This is a genomic window from Microbacterium sp. NPDC087868 (assembly GCF_044900755.1).
In the GTDB taxonomy this organism is placed as follows: Bacteria; Actinomycetota; Actinomycetes; order Actinomycetales; family Microbacteriaceae; genus Microbacterium; species Microbacterium galbinum.
The window spans coordinates 347,013-364,573 of record NZ_JBJDNO010000001.1 but is presented as its reverse complement, the minus strand read 5'-3'; the positions used below and the strand labels follow the sequence as shown (position 1 = coordinate 364,573).

Annotated in this window: 16 protein-coding genes; 8 read left to right on the top strand and 8 right to left on the bottom strand. The window is 69.2% G+C overall.

The genetic code is table 11. The features are described from left to right. Window positions 1–12 precede the first annotated feature (12 nt). Window positions 13–477, top strand: a complete 465-nt coding sequence (locus ACI2JZ_RS01840) for a DUF3093 domain-containing protein (protein ID WP_336640301.1) — start codon at window positions 13–15, stop codon at window positions 475–477. Between the two features lie 89 nt (window positions 478–566). On the opposite strand, the gene ACI2JZ_RS01835 is transcribed toward ACI2JZ_RS01840, so the two are convergent. Then, window positions 567–860, bottom strand: coding sequence for a DUF4193 domain-containing protein (locus ACI2JZ_RS01835; RefSeq protein ID WP_247622371.1), 294 nt, complete (start codon window positions 858–860; stop codon window positions 567–569). Window positions 861–1,058: 198 nt separating this feature from the next. On the opposite strand from ACI2JZ_RS01835, the gene sepH reads away from it, so the two are divergent. Continuing rightward, complete coding sequence (gene sepH / locus ACI2JZ_RS01830) at window positions 1,059–2,144, top strand: septation protein SepH (protein WP_404596338.1); 1,086 nt, start codon at window positions 1,059–1,061, stop codon at window positions 2,142–2,144. An 11-nt stretch (window positions 2,145–2,155) separates the two neighbouring features. Here sepH and ACI2JZ_RS01825 read toward each other — a convergent pair whose 3' ends face one another. Continuing rightward, the gene (locus ACI2JZ_RS01825) at window positions 2,156–3,226 is read right to left on the bottom strand and encodes an alkaline phosphatase family protein (protein WP_404596337.1); all 1,071 of its coding nucleotides are present in this window, start codon (window positions 3,224–3,226) and stop codon (window positions 2,156–2,158) included. Window positions 3,227–3,321: 95 nt separating this feature from the next. Here ACI2JZ_RS01825 and ACI2JZ_RS01820 point away from each other — a divergent pair, with 95 nt between their 5' ends. Both ACI2JZ_RS01820 and ACI2JZ_RS01815 read left to right on the top strand, forming a co-directional pair. Further along, window positions 3,322–5,763: a DNA topoisomerase (ATP-hydrolyzing) subunit A gene (locus tag ACI2JZ_RS01820; RefSeq protein ID WP_404596336.1), complete on the top strand. Its 2,442-nt coding sequence runs from the start codon at window positions 3,322–3,324 to the stop codon at window positions 5,761–5,763. Between the two features lie 52 nt (window positions 5,764–5,815). Next, the gene (locus ACI2JZ_RS01815; RefSeq protein WP_404596335.1) at window positions 5,816–6,052 is read left to right on the top strand and encodes a hypothetical protein; all 237 of its coding nucleotides are present in this window, start codon (window positions 5,816–5,818) and stop codon (window positions 6,050–6,052) included. A gap of 22 nt (window positions 6,053–6,074) precedes the next feature. Here ACI2JZ_RS01815 and ACI2JZ_RS01810 read toward each other — a convergent pair whose 3' ends face one another. Next, window positions 6,075–8,153 (bottom strand): type IIA DNA topoisomerase subunit B, encoded by a 2,079-nt coding sequence (locus ACI2JZ_RS01810; RefSeq protein WP_372491549.1) that lies wholly within the window; start codon window positions 8,151–8,153, stop codon window positions 6,075–6,077. A gap of 179 nt (window positions 8,154–8,332) precedes the next feature. On the opposite strand from ACI2JZ_RS01810, the gene ACI2JZ_RS01805 reads away from it, so the two are divergent. After that, window positions 8,333–8,551 carry a hypothetical protein gene (locus ACI2JZ_RS01805; RefSeq protein WP_247622365.1) on the top strand — a complete coding sequence of 73 codons (219 nt, stop codon included), beginning with the start codon at window positions 8,333–8,335 and terminating at the stop codon, window positions 8,549–8,551. A 79-nt stretch (window positions 8,552–8,630) separates the two neighbouring features. On the opposite strand, the gene ACI2JZ_RS01800 is transcribed toward ACI2JZ_RS01805, so the two are convergent. Both ACI2JZ_RS01800 and ACI2JZ_RS01795 read right to left on the bottom strand, forming a co-directional pair. Then, entirely contained in the window at window positions 8,631–9,668 is a 1,038-nt protein-coding gene (locus tag ACI2JZ_RS01800; RefSeq protein WP_404596334.1) for an alanine racemase, read from the bottom strand. Further along, on the bottom strand, window positions 9,665–10,369 hold the full coding sequence (locus tag ACI2JZ_RS01795) for an alanine racemase C-terminal domain-containing protein (RefSeq protein ID WP_247622363.1): 705 nt from the start codon (window positions 10,367–10,369) through the stop codon (window positions 9,665–9,667). The genes ACI2JZ_RS01800 and ACI2JZ_RS01795 overlap by 4 nt, the downstream gene beginning before the upstream one ends. A gap of 84 nt (window positions 10,370–10,453) precedes the next feature. Here ACI2JZ_RS01795 and ACI2JZ_RS01790 point away from each other — a divergent pair, with 84 nt between their 5' ends. Further along, window positions 10,454–11,470, top strand: coding sequence for a sugar-transfer associated ATP-grasp domain-containing protein (locus tag ACI2JZ_RS01790; protein ID WP_247622362.1), 1,017 nt, complete (start codon window positions 10,454–10,456; stop codon window positions 11,468–11,470). 70 nt (window positions 11,471–11,540) lie between these two features. Here ACI2JZ_RS01790 and ACI2JZ_RS01785 read toward each other — a convergent pair whose 3' ends face one another. The 3 genes from ACI2JZ_RS01785 to ACI2JZ_RS01775 form a co-directional block, all read right to left on the bottom strand. Next, entirely contained in the window at window positions 11,541–12,233 is a 693-nt protein-coding gene (locus tag ACI2JZ_RS01785) for a coenzyme F420-0:L-glutamate ligase (RefSeq protein ID WP_404596333.1), read from the bottom strand. Beyond that, window positions 12,233–13,477, bottom strand: a complete 1,245-nt coding sequence (locus ACI2JZ_RS01780) for an RNA polymerase sigma factor (protein ID WP_404596332.1) — start codon at window positions 13,475–13,477, stop codon at window positions 12,233–12,235. Before ACI2JZ_RS01780 ends, ACI2JZ_RS01785 begins: the two co-directional genes overlap by 1 nt. A gap of 168 nt (window positions 13,478–13,645) precedes the next feature. Then, window positions 13,646–14,587, bottom strand: coding sequence for a proteasome assembly chaperone family protein (locus ACI2JZ_RS01775; protein ID WP_247622359.1), 942 nt, complete (start codon window positions 14,585–14,587; stop codon window positions 13,646–13,648). 114 nt (window positions 14,588–14,701) lie between these two features. Here ACI2JZ_RS01775 and ACI2JZ_RS01770 point away from each other — a divergent pair, with 114 nt between their 5' ends. Both ACI2JZ_RS01770 and lpdA read left to right on the top strand, forming a co-directional pair. Continuing rightward, entirely contained in the window at window positions 14,702–16,174 is a 1,473-nt protein-coding gene (locus ACI2JZ_RS01770; RefSeq protein WP_404596331.1) for a leucyl aminopeptidase, read from the top strand. 1 nt (window position 16,175) lies between these two features. Further along, complete coding sequence (gene lpdA / locus ACI2JZ_RS01765) at window positions 16,176–17,549, top strand: dihydrolipoyl dehydrogenase (protein WP_404596330.1); 1,374 nt, start codon at window positions 16,176–16,178, stop codon at window positions 17,547–17,549. Window positions 17,550–17,561 lie beyond the last annotated feature (12 nt).

The following is a 17,561-nucleotide window of genomic DNA, read 5'->3' as shown; positions in this document are numbered from 1 at the left end:
CCCATGAGGCTAATGCAGAACCCCACCACCGACGCACGATCGCGCTACCGCGAGCGGCTCTCGCCGAGCCTGTGGCTCCTGGTCACGGTCGCGCTCGCCGGCCCCATGGTGGCGCTCATCTTCGTCCCGGTCGGCGCGACGATCGCGCTCGTCGCCGGAGCAGTCGTCTCGGCGCTCCTCGTGGCGCTCTTCATCCTCATCACCCCGGTCGTCTCGGTCGAGGACGGGGTGCTCCGCGCCGGCCGTGCACACATCGACGTCGCCCATCTGGGTGCTCCGCTCGCGCTCACGGGCAACGATGCGAAGGACGCCCGAGGAACGGGACTGCCCGCTCGCGGATGGCACCTGATCCGCGGCGGCATCGACGGCATCGTGGTCGTCCCGAACGACGATCCCGCCGACCCGGTGACCGCCTGGACGGTCTCTACCCGCACTCCCGACCGCCTCGCCGCGGCCATCCGCACCGCGCAGCGCTGAGCGCGCCGCCCGCGATCGAGTACCAGGCACAAACGACAACGCGCCCCTGACCGCGAGGGTCGGGGCGCGTGATTCGTCGCGCTGAGCCGTCAGGCCGCGCATTCCTTGCAGATCGGGCCTGCGGCCTCTTCGTGGTCGAGCTGCGAGCGGTGCTTCACGAGGAAACAGCTCATGCACGTGAACTCGTCCTGCTGCGCGGGCAGCACGACGACGTCCAGCTCGAGGTCGGAGAGGTCGGCTCCGGGGAGGTCGAAGCTGGACGGGTTGTCGGCGTCCTCGTCTCCGGTCGATCCGGAGAGCTTGTCGGGAACGCGCTCCTTCAGGGCTTCGATCGACTCGGAGTCGTCTTCGCTCTTACGGGGGGCGTCGTAGTCGGTTGCCATGCGGTTAGATCTCCACATTCATGGTGCGAGTGGTGGTGCGCCGTCGGGTATTCGGCGGCCATAGTTTGCATGACCGAGAGGCATTTCGCAAATGCCGGTGCGATCGACAGAGCAAACTCGCGGCGCGCCCACGGTATTCCCGCCCGGACCGGGCCACGCGTGACACCATGAATGCACACCCATCAGAGGGGCATTCGCATGGAAAACGTCACCATCGTCGGCACCGAGGCAGGAGTCCTCGTGCTCGCGACCGAGTCTGGCGAGCGGTTCGCGCTGGCCATCGACGACGTGCTGCAGCGGGAGCTGCGCAGGGCGACCCGGCAGGCCGAACCGGCCGCCCAGAAGCTCGCCGCCAGCCCGCGCGACATCCAGGCGCAGATCCGCGCCGGTCTCACGGCATCCGAGGTGTCCGCGCTGCTCGGAATCAGCGTCGACGACGTCGTGCGCTTCGAGGCGCCGGTGCTCGCCGAGCGCGAGCACGTCATCGGACAGGCGCTCGCCGTCCCCGTGCTGATCGGCAGCGAAGTCGAACCCGACGCGCAGCCCACGTTCGGCACGGCCATCCGCGCCAAGCTCTCCGACGTCGCGGCGACCGCCGAGCGTTGGGCGAGCTGGAAAGAGGAGTCCGGCTGGATCATCAAGCTGGAGTTCACGGCGAACGAGGTCGATCACGACGCGCGGTGGAGCTTCGATCCCCGCCGCAGCGCCCTGTCGCCCCTGAACGCCGACGCCACCCAGCTCTCCCGCCAGGGGTCCCTCCCCGACGGGCTCATCCCGCGTCTGCGCGCCGTGGAGTCCGACCGCACCTCCTCGCCCTACAAGGACGACAGCCGGTTCGACTCCGGAGCGTTCGGCCCGCGTCTCGTGCCGGCCCCCGAGGTCTCCGTCGAGGAGCCGTCCGCTCCCGAACGATCGAACGCGGCGGCGCAGGCCGCGGCGATCAATCGCGCGCCCGAGACGCAGAGCACGAATCCCGAGACGGCCGATCTGCTGGAGGCGCTCCGTCGTCGCCGCGGACAGCGCGAGGCTTCGCCGGCCATCGACGACGCGCCGACTGCCGAGCAGAGCCCGCCGGCCGCAACCACCGACGACGAGCCGGATCGCAACCTGATCGCGCTCTTCGAGGACGCCTTCGAGCCGGAGCAGTCCGACGAGCCCCGCACGGATGCTCCCCCGTCCCCGCGCGACCCCTCCGATTCGAACGAATCCTCCACGCGGAAGCGGCGCCGGAACGCGATGCCCTCCTGGGACGAGATCGTCTTCGGAGCGCGCACCGACGAGTGACGCTCGTGGGTTCAGTGCGCGAACGCACCGAGCCCGATCAGCGGAACCTGACGCTCCTCGGGAGTGAGTCCGCCGTGCTGTCCCACCATGCCGCGACCGCGTTGATCGGCGGCAGTGCCGTCGTAGATCGCCCCGTTCCCCCGTGGGACGGCGAGCAGGTCGCCGATGCGCGCCGCCGCGGCATCCGCGACCCGCGGTCCGAACAGGCCCGCGGCGATCGCCTCATCCCGTGAGGCGACGTCGGCGAGGCCCGCGAGGTCGGAGCGCCACCGGGCGATGACCTCGTCGGGGTCGGCTGCGGGGTCGAGATAGGCGTGGATCATGCGCGGCTCTCCCCCGACGTGCCGTACACCCGTCAGATGAGCCTCGTCGAGAACGATCTGCCGCCGTTCGGGAACATCGATCATGCCGTGATCCGACGTGACCAGCACTCCCACGCCGGACGGCACGCGCGCGGAGAGTGCGGCATCGACGTCCTCGAGCGCGGCCAGCCACTCCGCGGAGGCCATCCCGTGCTTGTGCCCCGCCTTGTCGACCTCGGGCAAGTAGCAGTAGACCAGGGAACCGGGGTTCTGTTCGGCGAGGGCGTAGGCGAGACGCACGCGATCGGCCGCACGCGCCTCCGCAGCGAAGGCGGCGCCGCGCATCGTCGCTCGGGTGAATCCGCTCTGCGCATAGGCGGCGAGTCCGACCGCGAACGCCCCGTGCCCGGTCGCTGCCGCACGCTCGAAGATCGTCGGAGCCATCTGCCAAGTCGCGGGGTCGAGCCCCTCACTCTCCCATCCCGTGAGCTGATTGACGAGAAGGTCGCGATCCGGGTCGACGACGCGGTAGCCCATCAGACCGTGCTCGCCCGGCCAGACACCGGTGAGGATGCTCGTCAATGCGGAGGCGGTCGTCGAGGGGAACACCGATGTCGCGACGTCGCGCTTGGTCATCTGCGCCGTCAGGTTGCGCGCATGACCGGCGTGCGCGCGCAGTCCGATGGCACCGAGGCCGTCGATCACGACGAGCACGACCGACGCGGCTCGGGGAAGACGCCCGGCATCGCCGCTCAACGCGGAGAACACGTCGTCCGCCACCCCGACGATGCTCCGGGCTGACGCGGACTCGGACGGTAGCATGAGGGACACCCGAGCCAGTCTGACACAGGCTCCCGCACGCCCTCAGGAACCCCATGCCGAAAACGCCGCCGCCCGAGCCCGTCGAGGAGCGCATCCAGGACATCGATCTCTCCAGCGAGATGCAGGGGTCCTTCCTCGAGTACGCGTACTCCGTGATCTACTCGCGCGCCCTCCCCGACGCCCGCGACGGCCTCAAGCCGGTGCAGCGCCGAATCCTGTACCAGATGGCCGAGATGGGGCTGCGCCCCGACCGCGGACACGTCAAGAGCGCCCGTGTCGTCGGCGAGGTGATGGGAAAGCTGCACCCGCACGGTGACTCGGCGATCTACGACGCGCTGGTGCGTCTCGCCCAGGACTTCGCCCTCCGCGTGCCGCTCGTCGACGGGCACGGCAACTTCGGCTCCCTGGACGACGGGCCCGCGGCCGCCCGCTACACGGAGGCGCGCCTCGCCGCTTCCGCCCTCGCCCTCACCGAGAACCTCGATGAAGACGTCGTCGACTTCGTCCCCAACTACGACGGGCAGTTCCAGCAGCCGGCCGTGCTGCCCGCCGCGTTCCCCAACCTCCTGGTCAACGGCGCGAGCGGTATCGCCGTGGGTATGGCGACCAACATGGCGCCGCACAACCTGATCGAGGTCGTGGCCGCCGCGACGCACCTGCTCGAGAACCCGGACGCGACGACCGAAGAGCTCATGGAGTACGTGCCGGGACCGGACTTCCCCTCCGGCGGGGTCCTCATGGGCCTCGACGGTGTGAAGGACGCCTACACGACCGGTCGCGGCGCGCTCAAGGTGCGCGGGAAGGTCTCGATCGAGCCCCTGGGCCCGCGTCGCACCGGCATCATCGTCTCGGAGCTGCCCTACATGGTCGGCCCCGAGCGGCTGATCGAGAAGATCCGCGATGCCGTCCAGGCCAAGAAGCTCCAGGGCATCAGCGACGTCACCGACCTCACCGACCGCAATCACGGCCTGCGCGTCGCGATCGGCATCAAGACCGGGTTCGATCCGAACGCCGTGCTCGAGCAGCTCTATCGCCTCACCCCGCTCGAGGACTCGTTCAACATCAACAACGTCGCCCTCGTGGGCGGCCAGCCCCGCACGCTCGGCCTCAAGGAGATGCTCAGCGTCTACGTGGCCCACCGGCTCGAGGTCATCACCCGCCGCAGCCGTTACCGTCTGGCCCGGCGCGAGGAGCGCCTGCACCTCGTCGAGGGCCTCCTGATCGCGATCCTCGACATCGACGAGGTCATCCAGGTCATCCGATCGTCCGACGACTCCGAGCAGGCCCGCACCAAGCTGCGCGACGTGTTCGATCTCAGCGAGCTCCAGGCCGAGTACATCCTCGAGCTTCGGCTGCGTCGACTCACCAAGTTCTCGCGCATCGAACTCGAAGCCGAGCGCGACGCGCTCCTCGCCGACATCGCGGCGCTCCGCGAGCTCCTCGGCAGCGACGCGCTGCTGCGTCAGGCGGTCGCCACCGAACTCGACGCCGCCGCGGACGCCTACGGCACCCCCCGCCGCACGCTGCTCATGAACGCCGCACCGCCGAAGCCCCGCGCGACGAAGGGCGCCGTCGACCTGCAGATCGCGGATGCGCCGACCGTCCTCGTGCTGTCGACGACCGGGCGCGCGGTGCGGGTCGACCTCGTCGACGGGCAGGAGCTCACGGTTCCCGCGCGCCGCAGCAAGCACGATGCGATCCTCGCGACGGTCGAGACGACGGTGCGGGCGGAGATCGGCGCGCTGACGAGTGCCGGGCGCGTGGTGCGCTTCTCCCCCGTCGACCTGCCCTCGGTGCCGTCCAGCTCGGTGCAGCTCGCCGCAGGCACGCCGCTGCGCGACTACCTCGGGATCACGACCCGCGGGGAACGCATCCTCGGATTCGTTCGCTTCGACAGTGAGACCCCGATCGCGCTGGGGACGGCGCAGGGAACGGTGAAGCGCATCGTCCCGACCTCGATTCCGGTGCGTCCGGACGTCGAGGTCATCGGGATGAAGGCCGGGGACTCCGTCGTGGGTGCCGCGGACGCACCCGACGACTCCGAGGCGGTGTTCGTCACCACCGACGCCCAACTGCTGCGCTTCTCGGCCTCGGCCGTGCGCCCGCAGGGCGCCCCCGCAGGCGGCATGGCCGGCGTGAAGCTCGGGGCGGGCGCATCCGTGCTCTTCTTCGGCGTCGTCGGCGCGGGATCGGATGCCGTCGTGGCGACGGTCTCGGGCTCCGACAGCATCCTTCCCGGCACCGATGCGGGGCGCGCGAAGGTGTCGTCGTTCGAGGAGTACCCGGCGAAGGGTCGCGCCACGGGCGGCGTGCGCGCGCACGCCTTCCTGAAGGGTGAGGACCGGCTGACGGTGGCCTGGGTCGGGGCCAGCCCCGCGCAGGCCGTCGACCCCACCGGCGCCGTGCGGAAGCTGCCCGAGTCCGGAGCTCGACGCGACGCCTCGGGTCAGCCGACGGATGGTGTCATCGGCAGTATCGGACGCACGCTGGTCTGATCTCCACCGCGCTCATCGTATCGCGGCAAGGCCTCTCGGGGAGCCTCGGAGGGTGGGAAAGAAGATCGGACTCATTCTTGCGGGCAGCGTTCTCATCGGAGTCTTTCTCGCCTGGATGCTCGCCAAGGGAACGGACGAGGCTCAGGCGTGGATCGATCCGAATCCGTGGCTCGGCTTCGTTGCCTGGGGCCTCGCGTTGCTCTGCCTCCTCGGTGGTGCCGCATTGATCGCTCGCGTCGTGTTCCGCGCGGACGCAGATCGAACGGACGAGGTCGGCCCCTCTCGATGAGCGTTGCTCGCGGAAACGCGACCTAGGCGTCGATCGCCTCGCGCGACAGACGGTCGGAGGAGTCGATGATGAACTCGCGACGCGGAGCGACCTCGTTGCCCATCAACAGTTCGAAGACACGACCGGCGGCTTCGGCATCCTCCATGCGCACGCGTCGGAGCAGACGCCCCGAGCGGTCCATCGTGGTGTTCGCCAACTGCTCGGCATCCATCTCACCCAGACCCTTGTACCGCTGGATCGGCTCCTGCCAGCGCTTGCCGGCCTTGCGGAGCTTGGCCAGCAACGCGTGCATCTCCTGCTCGCTGTACGTGTAGATCGTCTCGTTCGGCTTGGAGCCCGGGTTCATGACCACGACACGGTGCAGCGGCGGCACTGCGGCGAACACACGCCCGTGCTCGATGAGCGGCCGCATGTAGCGGAAGAAGAGGGTGAGCAGCAGGGTGCGGATGTGGGCGCCGTCGACGTCGGCATCGCTCATCAGGATCACCTTGCCGTACCTCGCGGCGTCGATGTCGAAGCTGCGCCCCGAGCCGGCACCGATCACCTGGATGATCGATGCGCACTCCGCGTTCGACAGCATGTCGCCGATCGACGCCTTCTGCACGTTGAGGATCTTGCCGCGGATGGGGAGCAGCGCCTGGAACTCGCTGTTGCGCGCGTTCTTCGCCGTCCCCAGGGCCGAGTCGCCCTCGACGATGAAGAGCTCACTGCGCTCGACCTCGTTCGTACGGCAATCGACGAGCTTGGTCGGCAGCGTCGACGACTCGAGAGCGTTCTTACGACGCTGCGTCTCCTTGTGGGCGCGCGCCGAGACGCGGGCCTTCATCTCGGCGACGATCTTGTCGAGCAGCTGCGTCGCCTGACTCTTGTCGTCGCGCTTCGTCGAGCTGAAACGCGCCGCGAGATCCTTGCGGATCACCTGGGCCACGATCTGGCGCACGGCGGGCGTGCCGAGCACCTCCTTGGTCTGCCCCTCGAACTGCGGTTCGGGCACGTTGACCGTGAGCACGGCGGTGAGCCCGGCGAGCACGTCGTCCTTCTCGAGTTTGTCGTTGCCGACCTTGAGCCGACGGGCGTTCTGCTCCACCTGTGCGCGCAGCACCTTCAGCAGCTCCTGATCGAAGCCCTGCTGGTGCGTACCGCCCTTGGGCGTCGCGATGATGTTGACGAACGACCGGGTCGTGGTCTCGTAACCCGTCCCCCACCGCATCGCGATGTCGACCTTGCACACGCGCTCGACCTCGGTCGCCACCATGTGGCCGTCGGCTTGCAGCACGGGAACCGTCTCCTTGAACGTCCCCTCGCCCTGCACGCGCCAGGTGTCGGTCACGGGCGGGTCACTGGCGAGGTAGTCGACGAACTCCGAGATGCCGCCCTCGTAGTGGTAGCTCGTCTCGACGTTCTCCTCCGCGCGCTCGTCGCGCACCACGATCTCGAGCCCCGGCACGAGGAACGCGGTCTGCCGAGCGCGCGTCTCGAGGTCACCGAGCTGGAAGGCGGCGTCCTTGGTGAAGATCTGACGGTCGGCCCAATAGCGGATACGCGTGCCCGTGACGCCTCGCGGAGCCTTGCCGACGACCCGCAGCTCGCTCTTCTGCTCGAACGGGGTGAAGGCCGCATCCGGCCGCTTGCCGTCGCGGTCGTCGAAGAGACCCGGTTCGCCGCGGTGGAACGACATCGCGTAGGTCTTGCCGCCGCGATCGACTTCGACGTCGAGACGTTCGGAGAGCGCGTTCACGACGGAGGCTCCGACACCGTGCAGACCGCCGGAGGCCGCGTACGACCCTCCGCCGAACTTGCCACCGGCGTGCAGCTTGGTGAAGACGACTTCGACACCGGTCAGACCGGTGCGCGGCTCGACATCGACCGGGATGCCGCGGCCGTTGTCGTGCACCTCGACGCTGCCGTCCGGGTGCAGGATGACATCGATCTTCGCGCCGTTGCCGGCGACGGCTTCGTCGACGGCGTTGTCGATGATCTCCCAGAGGCAGTGCATGAGCCCGGGCGATCCGTTCGAGCCGATGTACATACCGGGACGCTTGCGGACAGCCTCGAGGCCTTCGAGCACCTGGAGATGATGGGCGGAATACTCGGCGGTCACAATCTCCGATTCTATGTTCGAATACCCCGCACGGCCCGCCGACACTCCCCGGACCGGCCCACCGCGTGCCGCGCGCGTACGCGGTGAGCGAAACACGCCGTGATCCGGGCATGCTCCCACCCACTCCGTGGTTGTATTGAGCACGCTCCCCAGCGAACCCGAATCGAGGAGGCACCGAGATGAACGCAACGACCGAACGTGAGACCTCCGTGGTCGAGTTCCGCCTGACCGCAGCAGACCGCTGCGACTCGTGCGGCGCGCAGGCCTACATCGCAGCCGAGGTCAACGGCTCCGAGCTCCTGTTCTGCGCCCACCACGGACGCAAGTACGAAGAGAAGCTCCGCGCCATCGCAACGAGCTGGCACGATGAGACCGCGCGTCTCGTCGAGGCCGTCTGACCCCGACTCCACGAAGGCCCTCCCGCGGTGACGCGTCGAGGGCCTTCTGCATACCCTCCCGCGGTTCCGCGTCTCGGCGTCAGACGACGACGCGGCGCACGCGCGAGGTCAGCCGGGTGAGGATCTCCTCGCCCACGGTGTCGATCCGCTCGGCGAGAGTCGTCGCGGACGACTCCCCCCACTCGCCCGCTCCGAAGACGCGCACGACGTCGCCCACCACAGCGCCCGGCCACCCGGCGACGACGCTCCGGGTGTGATCGATGCGGCGCAGCTCCCGCGCTCCCTGGGGTGTGCCGACGGCGACCCCCGCGAGCGTCGAGGGGATGCCGTCGAAGCTCCCGATCGCGACGACCGCATCGCCGTCGACGACGTCGACCACCGAGGCGGTCAGCGTCGCGACCGGACGGATGCCGTCGAGCTCGGGGCCGTCGGCCGAGCGGACCCCGTAGCAGAACGCGCCGATGCGCGACAGCGTGCCGCGCAGTTCGGGCCGCCACCACGAGGCCGCAGACGCCGTCAGATGGAGGAAGGTCGGAGCGGCACCGGTGTCGCCCACCTGCCGCACTGCCTCCAGGAAGACCGCCTGAGCCTCGTCGTCCTCGGCATCGCTCGCTTCGGCGATGTGGCTCCAGATGCCGACGAGTTCCAGCACGCCTGCCGCCTCGGCCGCCCGCGCGGTGGCGACGGCATCCGCCCAGTCCTCCGGCAGGATGCCGTTGCGATGCAGCCCGCTGTCGATCTTGAGGTGCACGCGCGCACGCACCTCGATCGCCGTCGCCCGGGCGATCACCCGGTCGAGGTAGTCCGCCGTGCCGATGCCCAGATCGACATCGTGCAGCAGCGCCTCGTCGATCTCCGCGTCGGTGGACGTGACCCAGGCGAAGATACGCGCGCCGCCGCCAGCGACCCGCCGCACATCGATGGCGCTGCGCACGTCGAAGCTGCCGATCCAGGTCACGCCGGACTCGATCGCCGTCTCGACCGCCCAGGGCAGCCCATGGCCGTACGCGTCGTCCTTCACGACGATCATGAGCTCGGACGGCGCGATGCGCCGCTGCACCGCCGCGATGTTGGCGCGCAGAACGTTTCCGTCGAGCCGCAGTTCGGGACGCGTCACGCCTCCCACCCCCGATCCGCGTGGATGCCGGCGACGGTGATCAGCTCGGGCATCGTGAGCCCGGTGACCTCCGCCCATCGCGCCAGTCCGGGGGCAGCGGGACCCGTGCCGCCGAAGTAGGTCGCCTCGGTTCCGACCGCGGCATCCGCCCCGCCGAGGTCGACCACGCAGACATCCATCGCGACACGCCCGACGATCGGTCGTTCGCGTCCGTCGATCTCGACGGACGCGCGGTTGCCGAGCGCCCGCATGATCCCCTGGGCGTAGCCGCCCGTGATCAGCGCCACCGTGGTGTCGCTCTCGGCCCGGAACGTGTAGCCGTACGACACCGCATCGCCTGCCCGCAGGCGCTTGGTCGAGAGCACGAGACCGTGCAGGCGCATCACCGCGCGCACCGGCATCACGCCGTCGCGATCGGGAAGGCCGTAGAGCAGTGTCGAGTCGATATCGGCCTCGCCGTCGAGCGTCGCCGCGATTCCCTCGAGAGCGAGCGCCTCGAGCACGCCCGGCGAATCGACGAGCACGCGCTCGGCGCCGACCGCCGTCACCGCGTGCGCGACCGCCAGCACGCCGTGCCCCCAGGCATCGCGTCGCAGGTCGGCGACGTGCCCGCCCGCGTGGAGCGCGGCGGCAGCGCCGGAGGCCAGAGCGGAGCGGGAGATCATCGCCCGCGGCCGGGCACTCGAAGTCGTCTCACGCACGGTTTCCAGCCTATCGGTGTCTCCCAGGAGACGATCGGTGCCCACCGTAGACTGGGGAGAACCCCCTCTCACCTTCGGAGTCACATGTCACGTCTTTCCCTCGCGCCCCGCATCCGCTACCTGATCGGGCGCGCACGACGCATCGACGTCGGATCGGTCGTCGAACGCGCGAAAGAGGCGTCGGAGCAGCACCACAAGGCCGTGCCCGCGATCGTCGTCGACATGCTCTGGTCGGCAGCACGGCACAACGTCGGGTTCCAGGACTACATCGACTACGACTTCGCGATGCTGACCCGCGCGGAGCGCGAGACGTACATGACCCACCCCGTCTCCAACCAGCTCTCGCAGCGCTACGACCACCCGGACTTCCGATGGATCTTCCAGGACAAGGTCGAGTTCGACAAGCACTTCTCCGCCCACCTGCACCGGGAGTGGCTGGTGGTCGAGGAGGGTAACGCCGACGCCGTGCGCGAACTCACGCAGCGTCTCGGCACGATCGTCACCAAGGAGCCGGTCGGCCAGGCCGGAACCGGTGTGCACCGCTACCACGCGGCCGACATCGAGGACTGGGACGAGTTCCACCGCGGACTCCTCAACAGGGGCGAACTCCTCATCGAAGAGGTCATCCGCCAGCACGACGCCCTCGCCGCGGTCTGCCCCGGCACCGTCAACACCACGCGGATCACGGCGTTCTTCGACGGCGAGAAGGCGCACATCCTCGCGATGGCGCAGAAGTTCGGCCGCGGGGCGGTCAGCGATCAGATGACCTTCGGCGGCTTCTACACGATGCTCGACGAGAACGGCCACGCCGTGGGCGCCGGCTACGACTCGCACGGCCATGTGCACGAGACGCACCCCGACTCGGGCTTCCGGATCGCCGACTTCCAGCTCCCCTACATGGACGAGGTGCGCGCCTTCATCGATCAGGTCGCGCGCGTCGTCCCGCAGGTGCAGTACGTGGGCTGGGACATCGTCGTCTCCCCCGACGGCCCCGTGCTCGTCGAGGGCAACTGGGGTGCCGGCGTGTACGAGAACAAGCCGAGCGTCACCGGCATCCGCACCGGACACAAGCCGCGCTACCGCGAGGTCATCGGCTTCTGAGACGCAGACGAAAGGGCCCCGGATGCCGCGAAGCATCCGGGGCACTTTCCCGTGTCGTTCTCGCGACCGGTCAGATCTCGCGGACGATGCCCAACGGCGTGGACTCCACGCCCTGGCCGAGCGGGTTGTCGCCGAGGATCTTGACGAGCCGACGTTCGCCGTCCTTGTCGAGGGTCGATCCGAGGATGTTCCCGCCGATGTCGTTGATGTCGACGACGGCGACCTCCGCCGTGCCGCCCAGCAGCGTCTTGAGGCGCGCAGCGACCTCTCGCGGGTTCTTCGGCCCGAGCACGACCGCCTGGTTGTAGGGCGGGATCGTGTGCTTGGTGGGGCCGTCGATCGCGCGCGCCTTGTCGCCGGCGATGCGGTAGAAGTCACCGCGTCGGCCGAACGCCTTCGTCACTGCGGACACCGCGGCGGCGAAGAGGATGCGCGGAGTTCCGCATTCGCGCAGTGCCATCTCCATCGTCTCCGGCATGCCGAGTCCGATCCCATAGGGGGTGCGGGTGACGTACTTCGACAGGAAGAGTGCGAGCTTGCGCGGCTGGATCTCGTCGAGACGGTACGAGCGCCCCTGCGTGATCGCCACGATCTTCTCGGTGACGAAGAGCAGATCACCCGGCTGCACGGCGGACGCCGCGTACTCCGTGATGACCTGGTCGATGTCGTCGTTCGGCATCACGACGCGCGTGCGCAGCGGAATGCGCGCGAACGTCTTCCCGTCGACGCTGGTCTCGAGCGCCTTGCCCTCGTTCGCCTGCATCACTCGAGGTAGTCCCGCAGCGACTGCGAGCGGCTCGGGTGGCGCAGCTTCGCCATCGTCTTGGACTCGATCTGACGGATGCGCTCACGCGTCACGCCGAAGGTGTCGCCGATCTGGTCGAGCGTCTTGGGCTGACCGTCGCCGAGGCCGAAGCGCATGCGGATGACACCCGCCTCACGCTCGGACAGCGAGTCGAGCAGCTGCTCCAGCTGGCGCTGCAGCATCGTGAAGCCCACCGCGTCGGCGGGGACCACGGCCTCGGTGTCCTCGATGAGGTCACCGAACTCGCTGTCGCCGTCTTCACCCAGCGGGGTGTGCAGCGAGATGGGCTCGCGCCCGTACTTCTGCACCTCGACGACCTTCTCGGGCGTCATGTCGAGTTCGCGGCTGAGCTCTTCGGGGGTGGGTTCGCGTCCGAGATCCTGCAGCATCTGGCGCTGGACGCGGGCGAGCTTGTTGATGACCTCGACCATGTGCACCGGGATGCGGATGGTGCGGGCCTGGTCGGCCATGGCACGGGTGATCGCCTGACGGATCCACCAGGTGGCGTACGTCGAGAACTTGAAGCCCTTGGTGTAGTCGAACTTCTCGACCGCGCGGATGAGACCCAGGTTGCCCTCTTGGATGAGATCCAGGAACTGCATGCCGCGGCCGGTGTAGCGCTTGGCGAGCGAGACGACGAGACGGAGGTTGGCGCCGAGCAAGTGGCTCTTCGCGCGCTGACCGTCGCGGGCGACCCACTGCAGGTCGAGTCCGAGCTGGCTCGTCTTCTCGGCAGCGGTCATCGCCGACAGCTTCTCTTCGGCGAAGAGACCCGCCTCGATGCGCATCGCGAGCTCGACCTCTTCGGCCGCGTTCAGCAGCGCGACCTTTCCGATCTGCTTGAGGTAGTCCTTGACAGGGTCGGCCGTCGCACCGGTGATCTGCGTCGAGTAGACCGGGACGTCCTCGTCGTCGTTCGACGAGATGACGATCGCGCCGGTCGGCAGCGGCTCGGTGAACTTCGGCTTGCTGTCGTCGTCGTCCTCGTCGTCGCCCGAGGCATCGTCGTTCGCGGCGGTGGGGGCCTCGTCTTCTTCGACGACGTCGTCCGCCTTCTTCTTCTTGACCGGAGCGCGCTTCGCGGCCGCGCGCTTGGCGGCGGTCTTCGGAGCAGCCTTCTCTTCGACCTCGGCCTTCACGTCGAGGTCGGCGTCGTCGGCAGTCTTCTTCGTCCGGGATTTGTTGGTCGTGGCAGGAGTCACGTTTCGCCTTTCACGGAGCGGCAGAGCCCCTCCGGGACATTTCGGACACTAGTAAGACCCTTGTCAAGTCCGCTCCCCGGAAGGAACGATTGACAACGGGTCAGACACCCAGTATCGCACACGCAGAAGGATGCGGGTGCATTCGCGCCGAGATCGTCGCGTCGAACGTCACCCGCGCCCCGACTTGTCGTCGTCTCCCGACGGCCGAGAGGCGAGGTAGCGCTCGAGTTCGGCGGCGAGCTCGTCGGCGCTGGGGAGGTCGCGCTCGTTGAAGCCGCCCTCGTCGTAGCTGCCGTCCTCGGGGTTGCGGCCGGCCATGTAGGCGTCGTAGCGACGCTCGAGGTTGTGCACCATCTGCTGCAGTTCCTCGTTGCCGATCACCTGCTCGTCGATCTTGGCGAGGTAGTCCTCGCGGCGTTCCTGGATCTCGTCGAGCATGAGCACGAGCCCGGTCGAGGCCATGAGCTTCTCGGCCGCCGCGATCACGGCGTTCGGGTTCTCGGTCTCGGCGAGGTAGTGCGGCACGAGCAGCACGAACCCGACGGCGCGATCGCCGCGCTCCGCGAAACGGAACTCCAGGAGGTGGCCGGCCGTCGCCGGCACCTGGGTGCGCGGGCGCCACACCGAGTGCACGACGCTGAGGTCGCGACGGTTGCCGCTGACGGTGGTGCCGATCGGGCGCGTGTGCGGCACCGGCATCGCGATCGAGTGCACCCAGTTCAGTCCGGAGACCTCGAACTCTGTGGCGAGGTCGAGCACCGTGCGGGCGAAGGCGTTCCACGCGAAGTCGGGCTCGTACCCGGCGAGCAGCAGGAACGGCTGCCCGAGGGCGTCGGTCGCGAGGGAGAGCTCGAGCTTGGCGGGGCGGAACTGCGTCAGGTGATCCTGATCGAACGAGATCACCGGACGGCGGGCGCGGTAGTCGAGCAGCACGTCGTTGTCGAACACCACGACGGGCTGCGGGTCGGCGGTCTCGCGGAGGTGCTCGATGAGTCCGGAGACGGCGTTGCCCGCATCGGTGAAGCCGGTCAGCAGCATGACCAGCGGAAGTCCGGGCGGCACCGCCGGAGCGTTCGCGACTCGTTCGTGGATCTCACCGGAGAAGGGCATTCCTCCATGCTACGAGCACGGCGGCGCGCAGGGGCTGGCGGGGTCTTGCTGAGAGCGAACACACCCCCGCCCGTCCGCGCCCGCGCCGCCTGCAGCTTGCCTAGGATGGAGGACATGACGCTTCCCGTGCTCTCGCACACCCCCGATCAGTTCCCCGGAAGCGCTGCCGATGCCGCAGTGCTCGTCGTGCCCGATCTCGCCGATGCGGCGACGTCGCTCGAGTCGTATCCCGGACTCGCCGAGGCCCTCGCGGCGGTGGGCTTCACCGGTTCGGCGTCCGCCTTCGTACGGGTGCACGCCCCCGAGGTGACGAGCCTGCCGTTCGCCGTGGTCGGCATCGGGGCCACCCCGTCGGCCGAAGCCGTGCGGAACGCCGCGGGCGCCGCCCTGCGTTCGCTGACCGGGTTCGAAACGGTCTCGCTGGCGCTGGCACCCGGCCTGGAGGAGTACACCGAGGCGGCGGCGGAAGGCGCCGTTCTGGGCGGCCACCGCTTCGACGGCTACCGCTCCAAGAAGCCCGCCGTCCGGGCCTCCGCCGTCGTCCTGCACGGTGCGCTCGACGACGCGTCGGTCGCCCGGATCCAGGCCACGGGCGATGCCGTGGCGCTGGTCAAGGATCTCGTGAACGTCCCGGCCGAGTGGCAGAGCCCGGCCGATCTCGCCCAGAGCGCGGTCGACAGCGTCGCCGACCTCGACGTCACCGTCGAGATCCTCGACGAGTCGGCTCTGACGGAGCAGGGCTACGGCGGCATCCTGGGCGTCGGACAGGGGTCCGACCGCCCGCCGCGCCTCGTGCGCCTCGACTACTCCCCCGCCGGCGCGACGCAGCACATCGCCCTGGTCGGCAAGGGCATCACCTTCGACACGGGCGGCCTCTCGCTGAAGCCCGCCGCATCGATGGTCGGGATGAAGTTCGACATGGCGGGTGCCGCCACCAGCCTCGCGGCGCTCCGCGCGATCGCGACGCGGGAGCTCCCCGTGCGGGTCACCGCGTGGCTCTGCATCGCCGACAACATGCCCTCCGGCCGGGCGACGCGCCCCGGTGACGTGCTGCGGATGCTCGACGGCACCACGGTCGAGGTGCTCAACACGGACGCCGAGGGACGCCTGGTCATGGCCGACGGGCTCGTCGCCGCGAGCCGGGAGAACCCCGACGTGATCATCGACGTCGCCACCCTCACCGGTGCGATCGTCATGGCTCTCGGGCACCGCCACACCGGCGTCATGGGCGACGACGACGCCGTGACGCGATTCCTCGCGGCGGCCGCGTCCGTCGACGAGCCGGCCTGGCGGATGCCGCTGCCGGACTACATGGAGGATTCCCTCGACTCGCCCATCGCCGATCTCATCAATGCGAACATGAGCGACCGCGCCGCGGGCGCCTCGTTCGCGGGGCTGTTCCTCCGTCGATTCGTCGGACGCGTCTCCGACGATGCGGACGCTCCGCGCATCCCCTGGGTGCACCTCGACATCGCCGGTTCCGGCGAGAACGGCAGCGCGCCGTTCGGATTCACCGAGAAGGGCCCGACCGGGGCGATGGTCCGGTCGATCGTCGCCTTCGCGGCCGCATCGGCACAGGAGGCCTGACATGACGACGCACACCTTCGACATCGTGGTCCTGGGCGGCGGCAGCGGCGGCTATGCGGCCGCGCTGCGCGCGAGCGAGCTCGGCAAGTCCGTCGCCCTGATCGAGAAGGACAAGGTCGGCGGCACCTGCCTGCACCGCGGATGCATCCCGACCAAGGCGCTGCTGCACGCCGCCGAGGTCGCGGAGCACGTGCGCGACGCGGCCGCAGTCGGTGTGACGGCGTCGTTCGACGGAATCGACACCGCGGGCGTCCGCGCCTACCGTGAAGGCATCGTCGCGAAGAAGTTCAAGGGCCTCGAAGGCCTCGTCAAGGCCCGGGGCATCACGACCGTGGCGGGCACGGGGCGGCTGAACGCCGATCGCAGCGTGAGCGTCGGGGACGATGTCTACGTCGGCGCTGACGTCGTTCTCGCGACGGGCTCGTACAGCCGCACGCTCCCCGGGCTCGAGATCGGCGGGCGCATCCTCACGAGCGAGCACGCACTCGCCCTCGACGAGGTTCCGAAGAGCGTTCTCATCCTCGGCGGTGGCGTCATCGGCGTCGAGTTCGCGAGCGTGTGGCGCTCGTTCGGCGCCGACGTGACCATCATCGAAGCTCTGCCCCATCTCGTCCCGAACGAGGACATCGCGATGAGCAAGGGTCTCGAGCGTGCGTTCCGGCGCCGCGGGATCCAGTACTCGCTCGGCATCCGCTTCCAGACCGCGACCCAGGACGACGCCTCCGTGACCGTGACCCTTGAGGATGGCAAGGAGTTCACCGCGGACTACCTGCTCGTCGCGGTCGGCCGCGGCCCGGTGACCGCCGATCTCGGTTTCGAAGAAGCCGGTGTGGTGCTCGATCGCGGTTTCGTCACCGTCGACCACGACCTACGCACCGGCGTTCCGGGCGTGTGGGCCGTCGGCGACATCGTGCCGGGCCTGCAGCTCGCGCACCGCGGATTCCAGCAGGGAATCGCGGTCGCGGAGCGGATCGCGGGCCTGTCACCCGTGAACGTCCCCGACAGCCAGATCCCCAAGGTCACCTACTCCAGCCCCGAGGTCGCCTCGGTGGGCGTGACGGAGGAGGCCGCGATCGCCGAGCACGGTGCGGATGGGATCGTCTCGTACGAGTACAACCTCGCCGGCAACGGCAAGAGCGAGATCATCGGCACCGGTGGCCTGGTCAAGGTCGTGCGCCGAAAGGACGGGCCCGTACTCGGCGTGCACCTGCTGGGAGATCGCGTCGGCGAGCTGATCACCGAGGGCCAGCTGGCCGTCGCGTGGGAGGCCCACCCCGAGGACATCGCACCCCTCATCCACGCGCATCCGACGCAGAGCGAAGCGCTCGGAGAAGCCTTCCTCGCCCTCGCGGGCAAACCCCTGCACGCCCTCTGAACACCAACCGGT

Bases quoted from the DNA above. Each gene is read 5' to 3' on its own strand.
- lpdA (WP_404596330.1), top strand. From the start codon at position 16,176: ATGACGACGCACACCTTCGACATCGTGGTCCTGGGCGGCGGCAGCGGC.
- sepH (WP_404596338.1), top strand. From the start codon at position 1,059: ATGGAAAACGTCACCATCGTCGGCACCGAGGCAGGAGTCCTCGTGCTC.
- ACI2JZ_RS01775 (WP_247622359.1), bottom strand. From the start codon at position 14,587: ATGCCCTTCTCCGGTGAGATCCACGAACGAGTCGCGAACGCTCCGGCG.
- ACI2JZ_RS01835 (WP_247622371.1), bottom strand. From the start codon at position 860: ATGGCAACCGACTACGACGCCCCCCGTAAGAGCGAAGACGACTCCGAG.
- ACI2JZ_RS01820 (WP_404596336.1), top strand. From the start codon at position 3,322: ATGCCGAAAACGCCGCCGCCCGAGCCCGTCGAGGAGCGCATCCAGGAC.
- ACI2JZ_RS01805 (WP_247622365.1), top strand. From the start codon at position 8,333: ATGAACGCAACGACCGAACGTGAGACCTCCGTGGTCGAGTTCCGCCTG.
- ACI2JZ_RS01785 (WP_404596333.1), bottom strand. From the start codon at position 12,233: ATGCAGGCGAACGAGGGCAAGGCGCTCGAGACCAGCGTCGACGGGAAG.
- ACI2JZ_RS01770 (WP_404596331.1), top strand. From the start codon at position 14,702: ATGACGCTTCCCGTGCTCTCGCACACCCCCGATCAGTTCCCCGGAAGC.
- ACI2JZ_RS01790 (WP_247622362.1), top strand. From the start codon at position 10,454: ATGTCACGTCTTTCCCTCGCGCCCCGCATCCGCTACCTGATCGGGCGC.
- ACI2JZ_RS01840 (WP_336640301.1), top strand. From the start codon at position 13: ATGCAGAACCCCACCACCGACGCACGATCGCGCTACCGCGAGCGGCTC.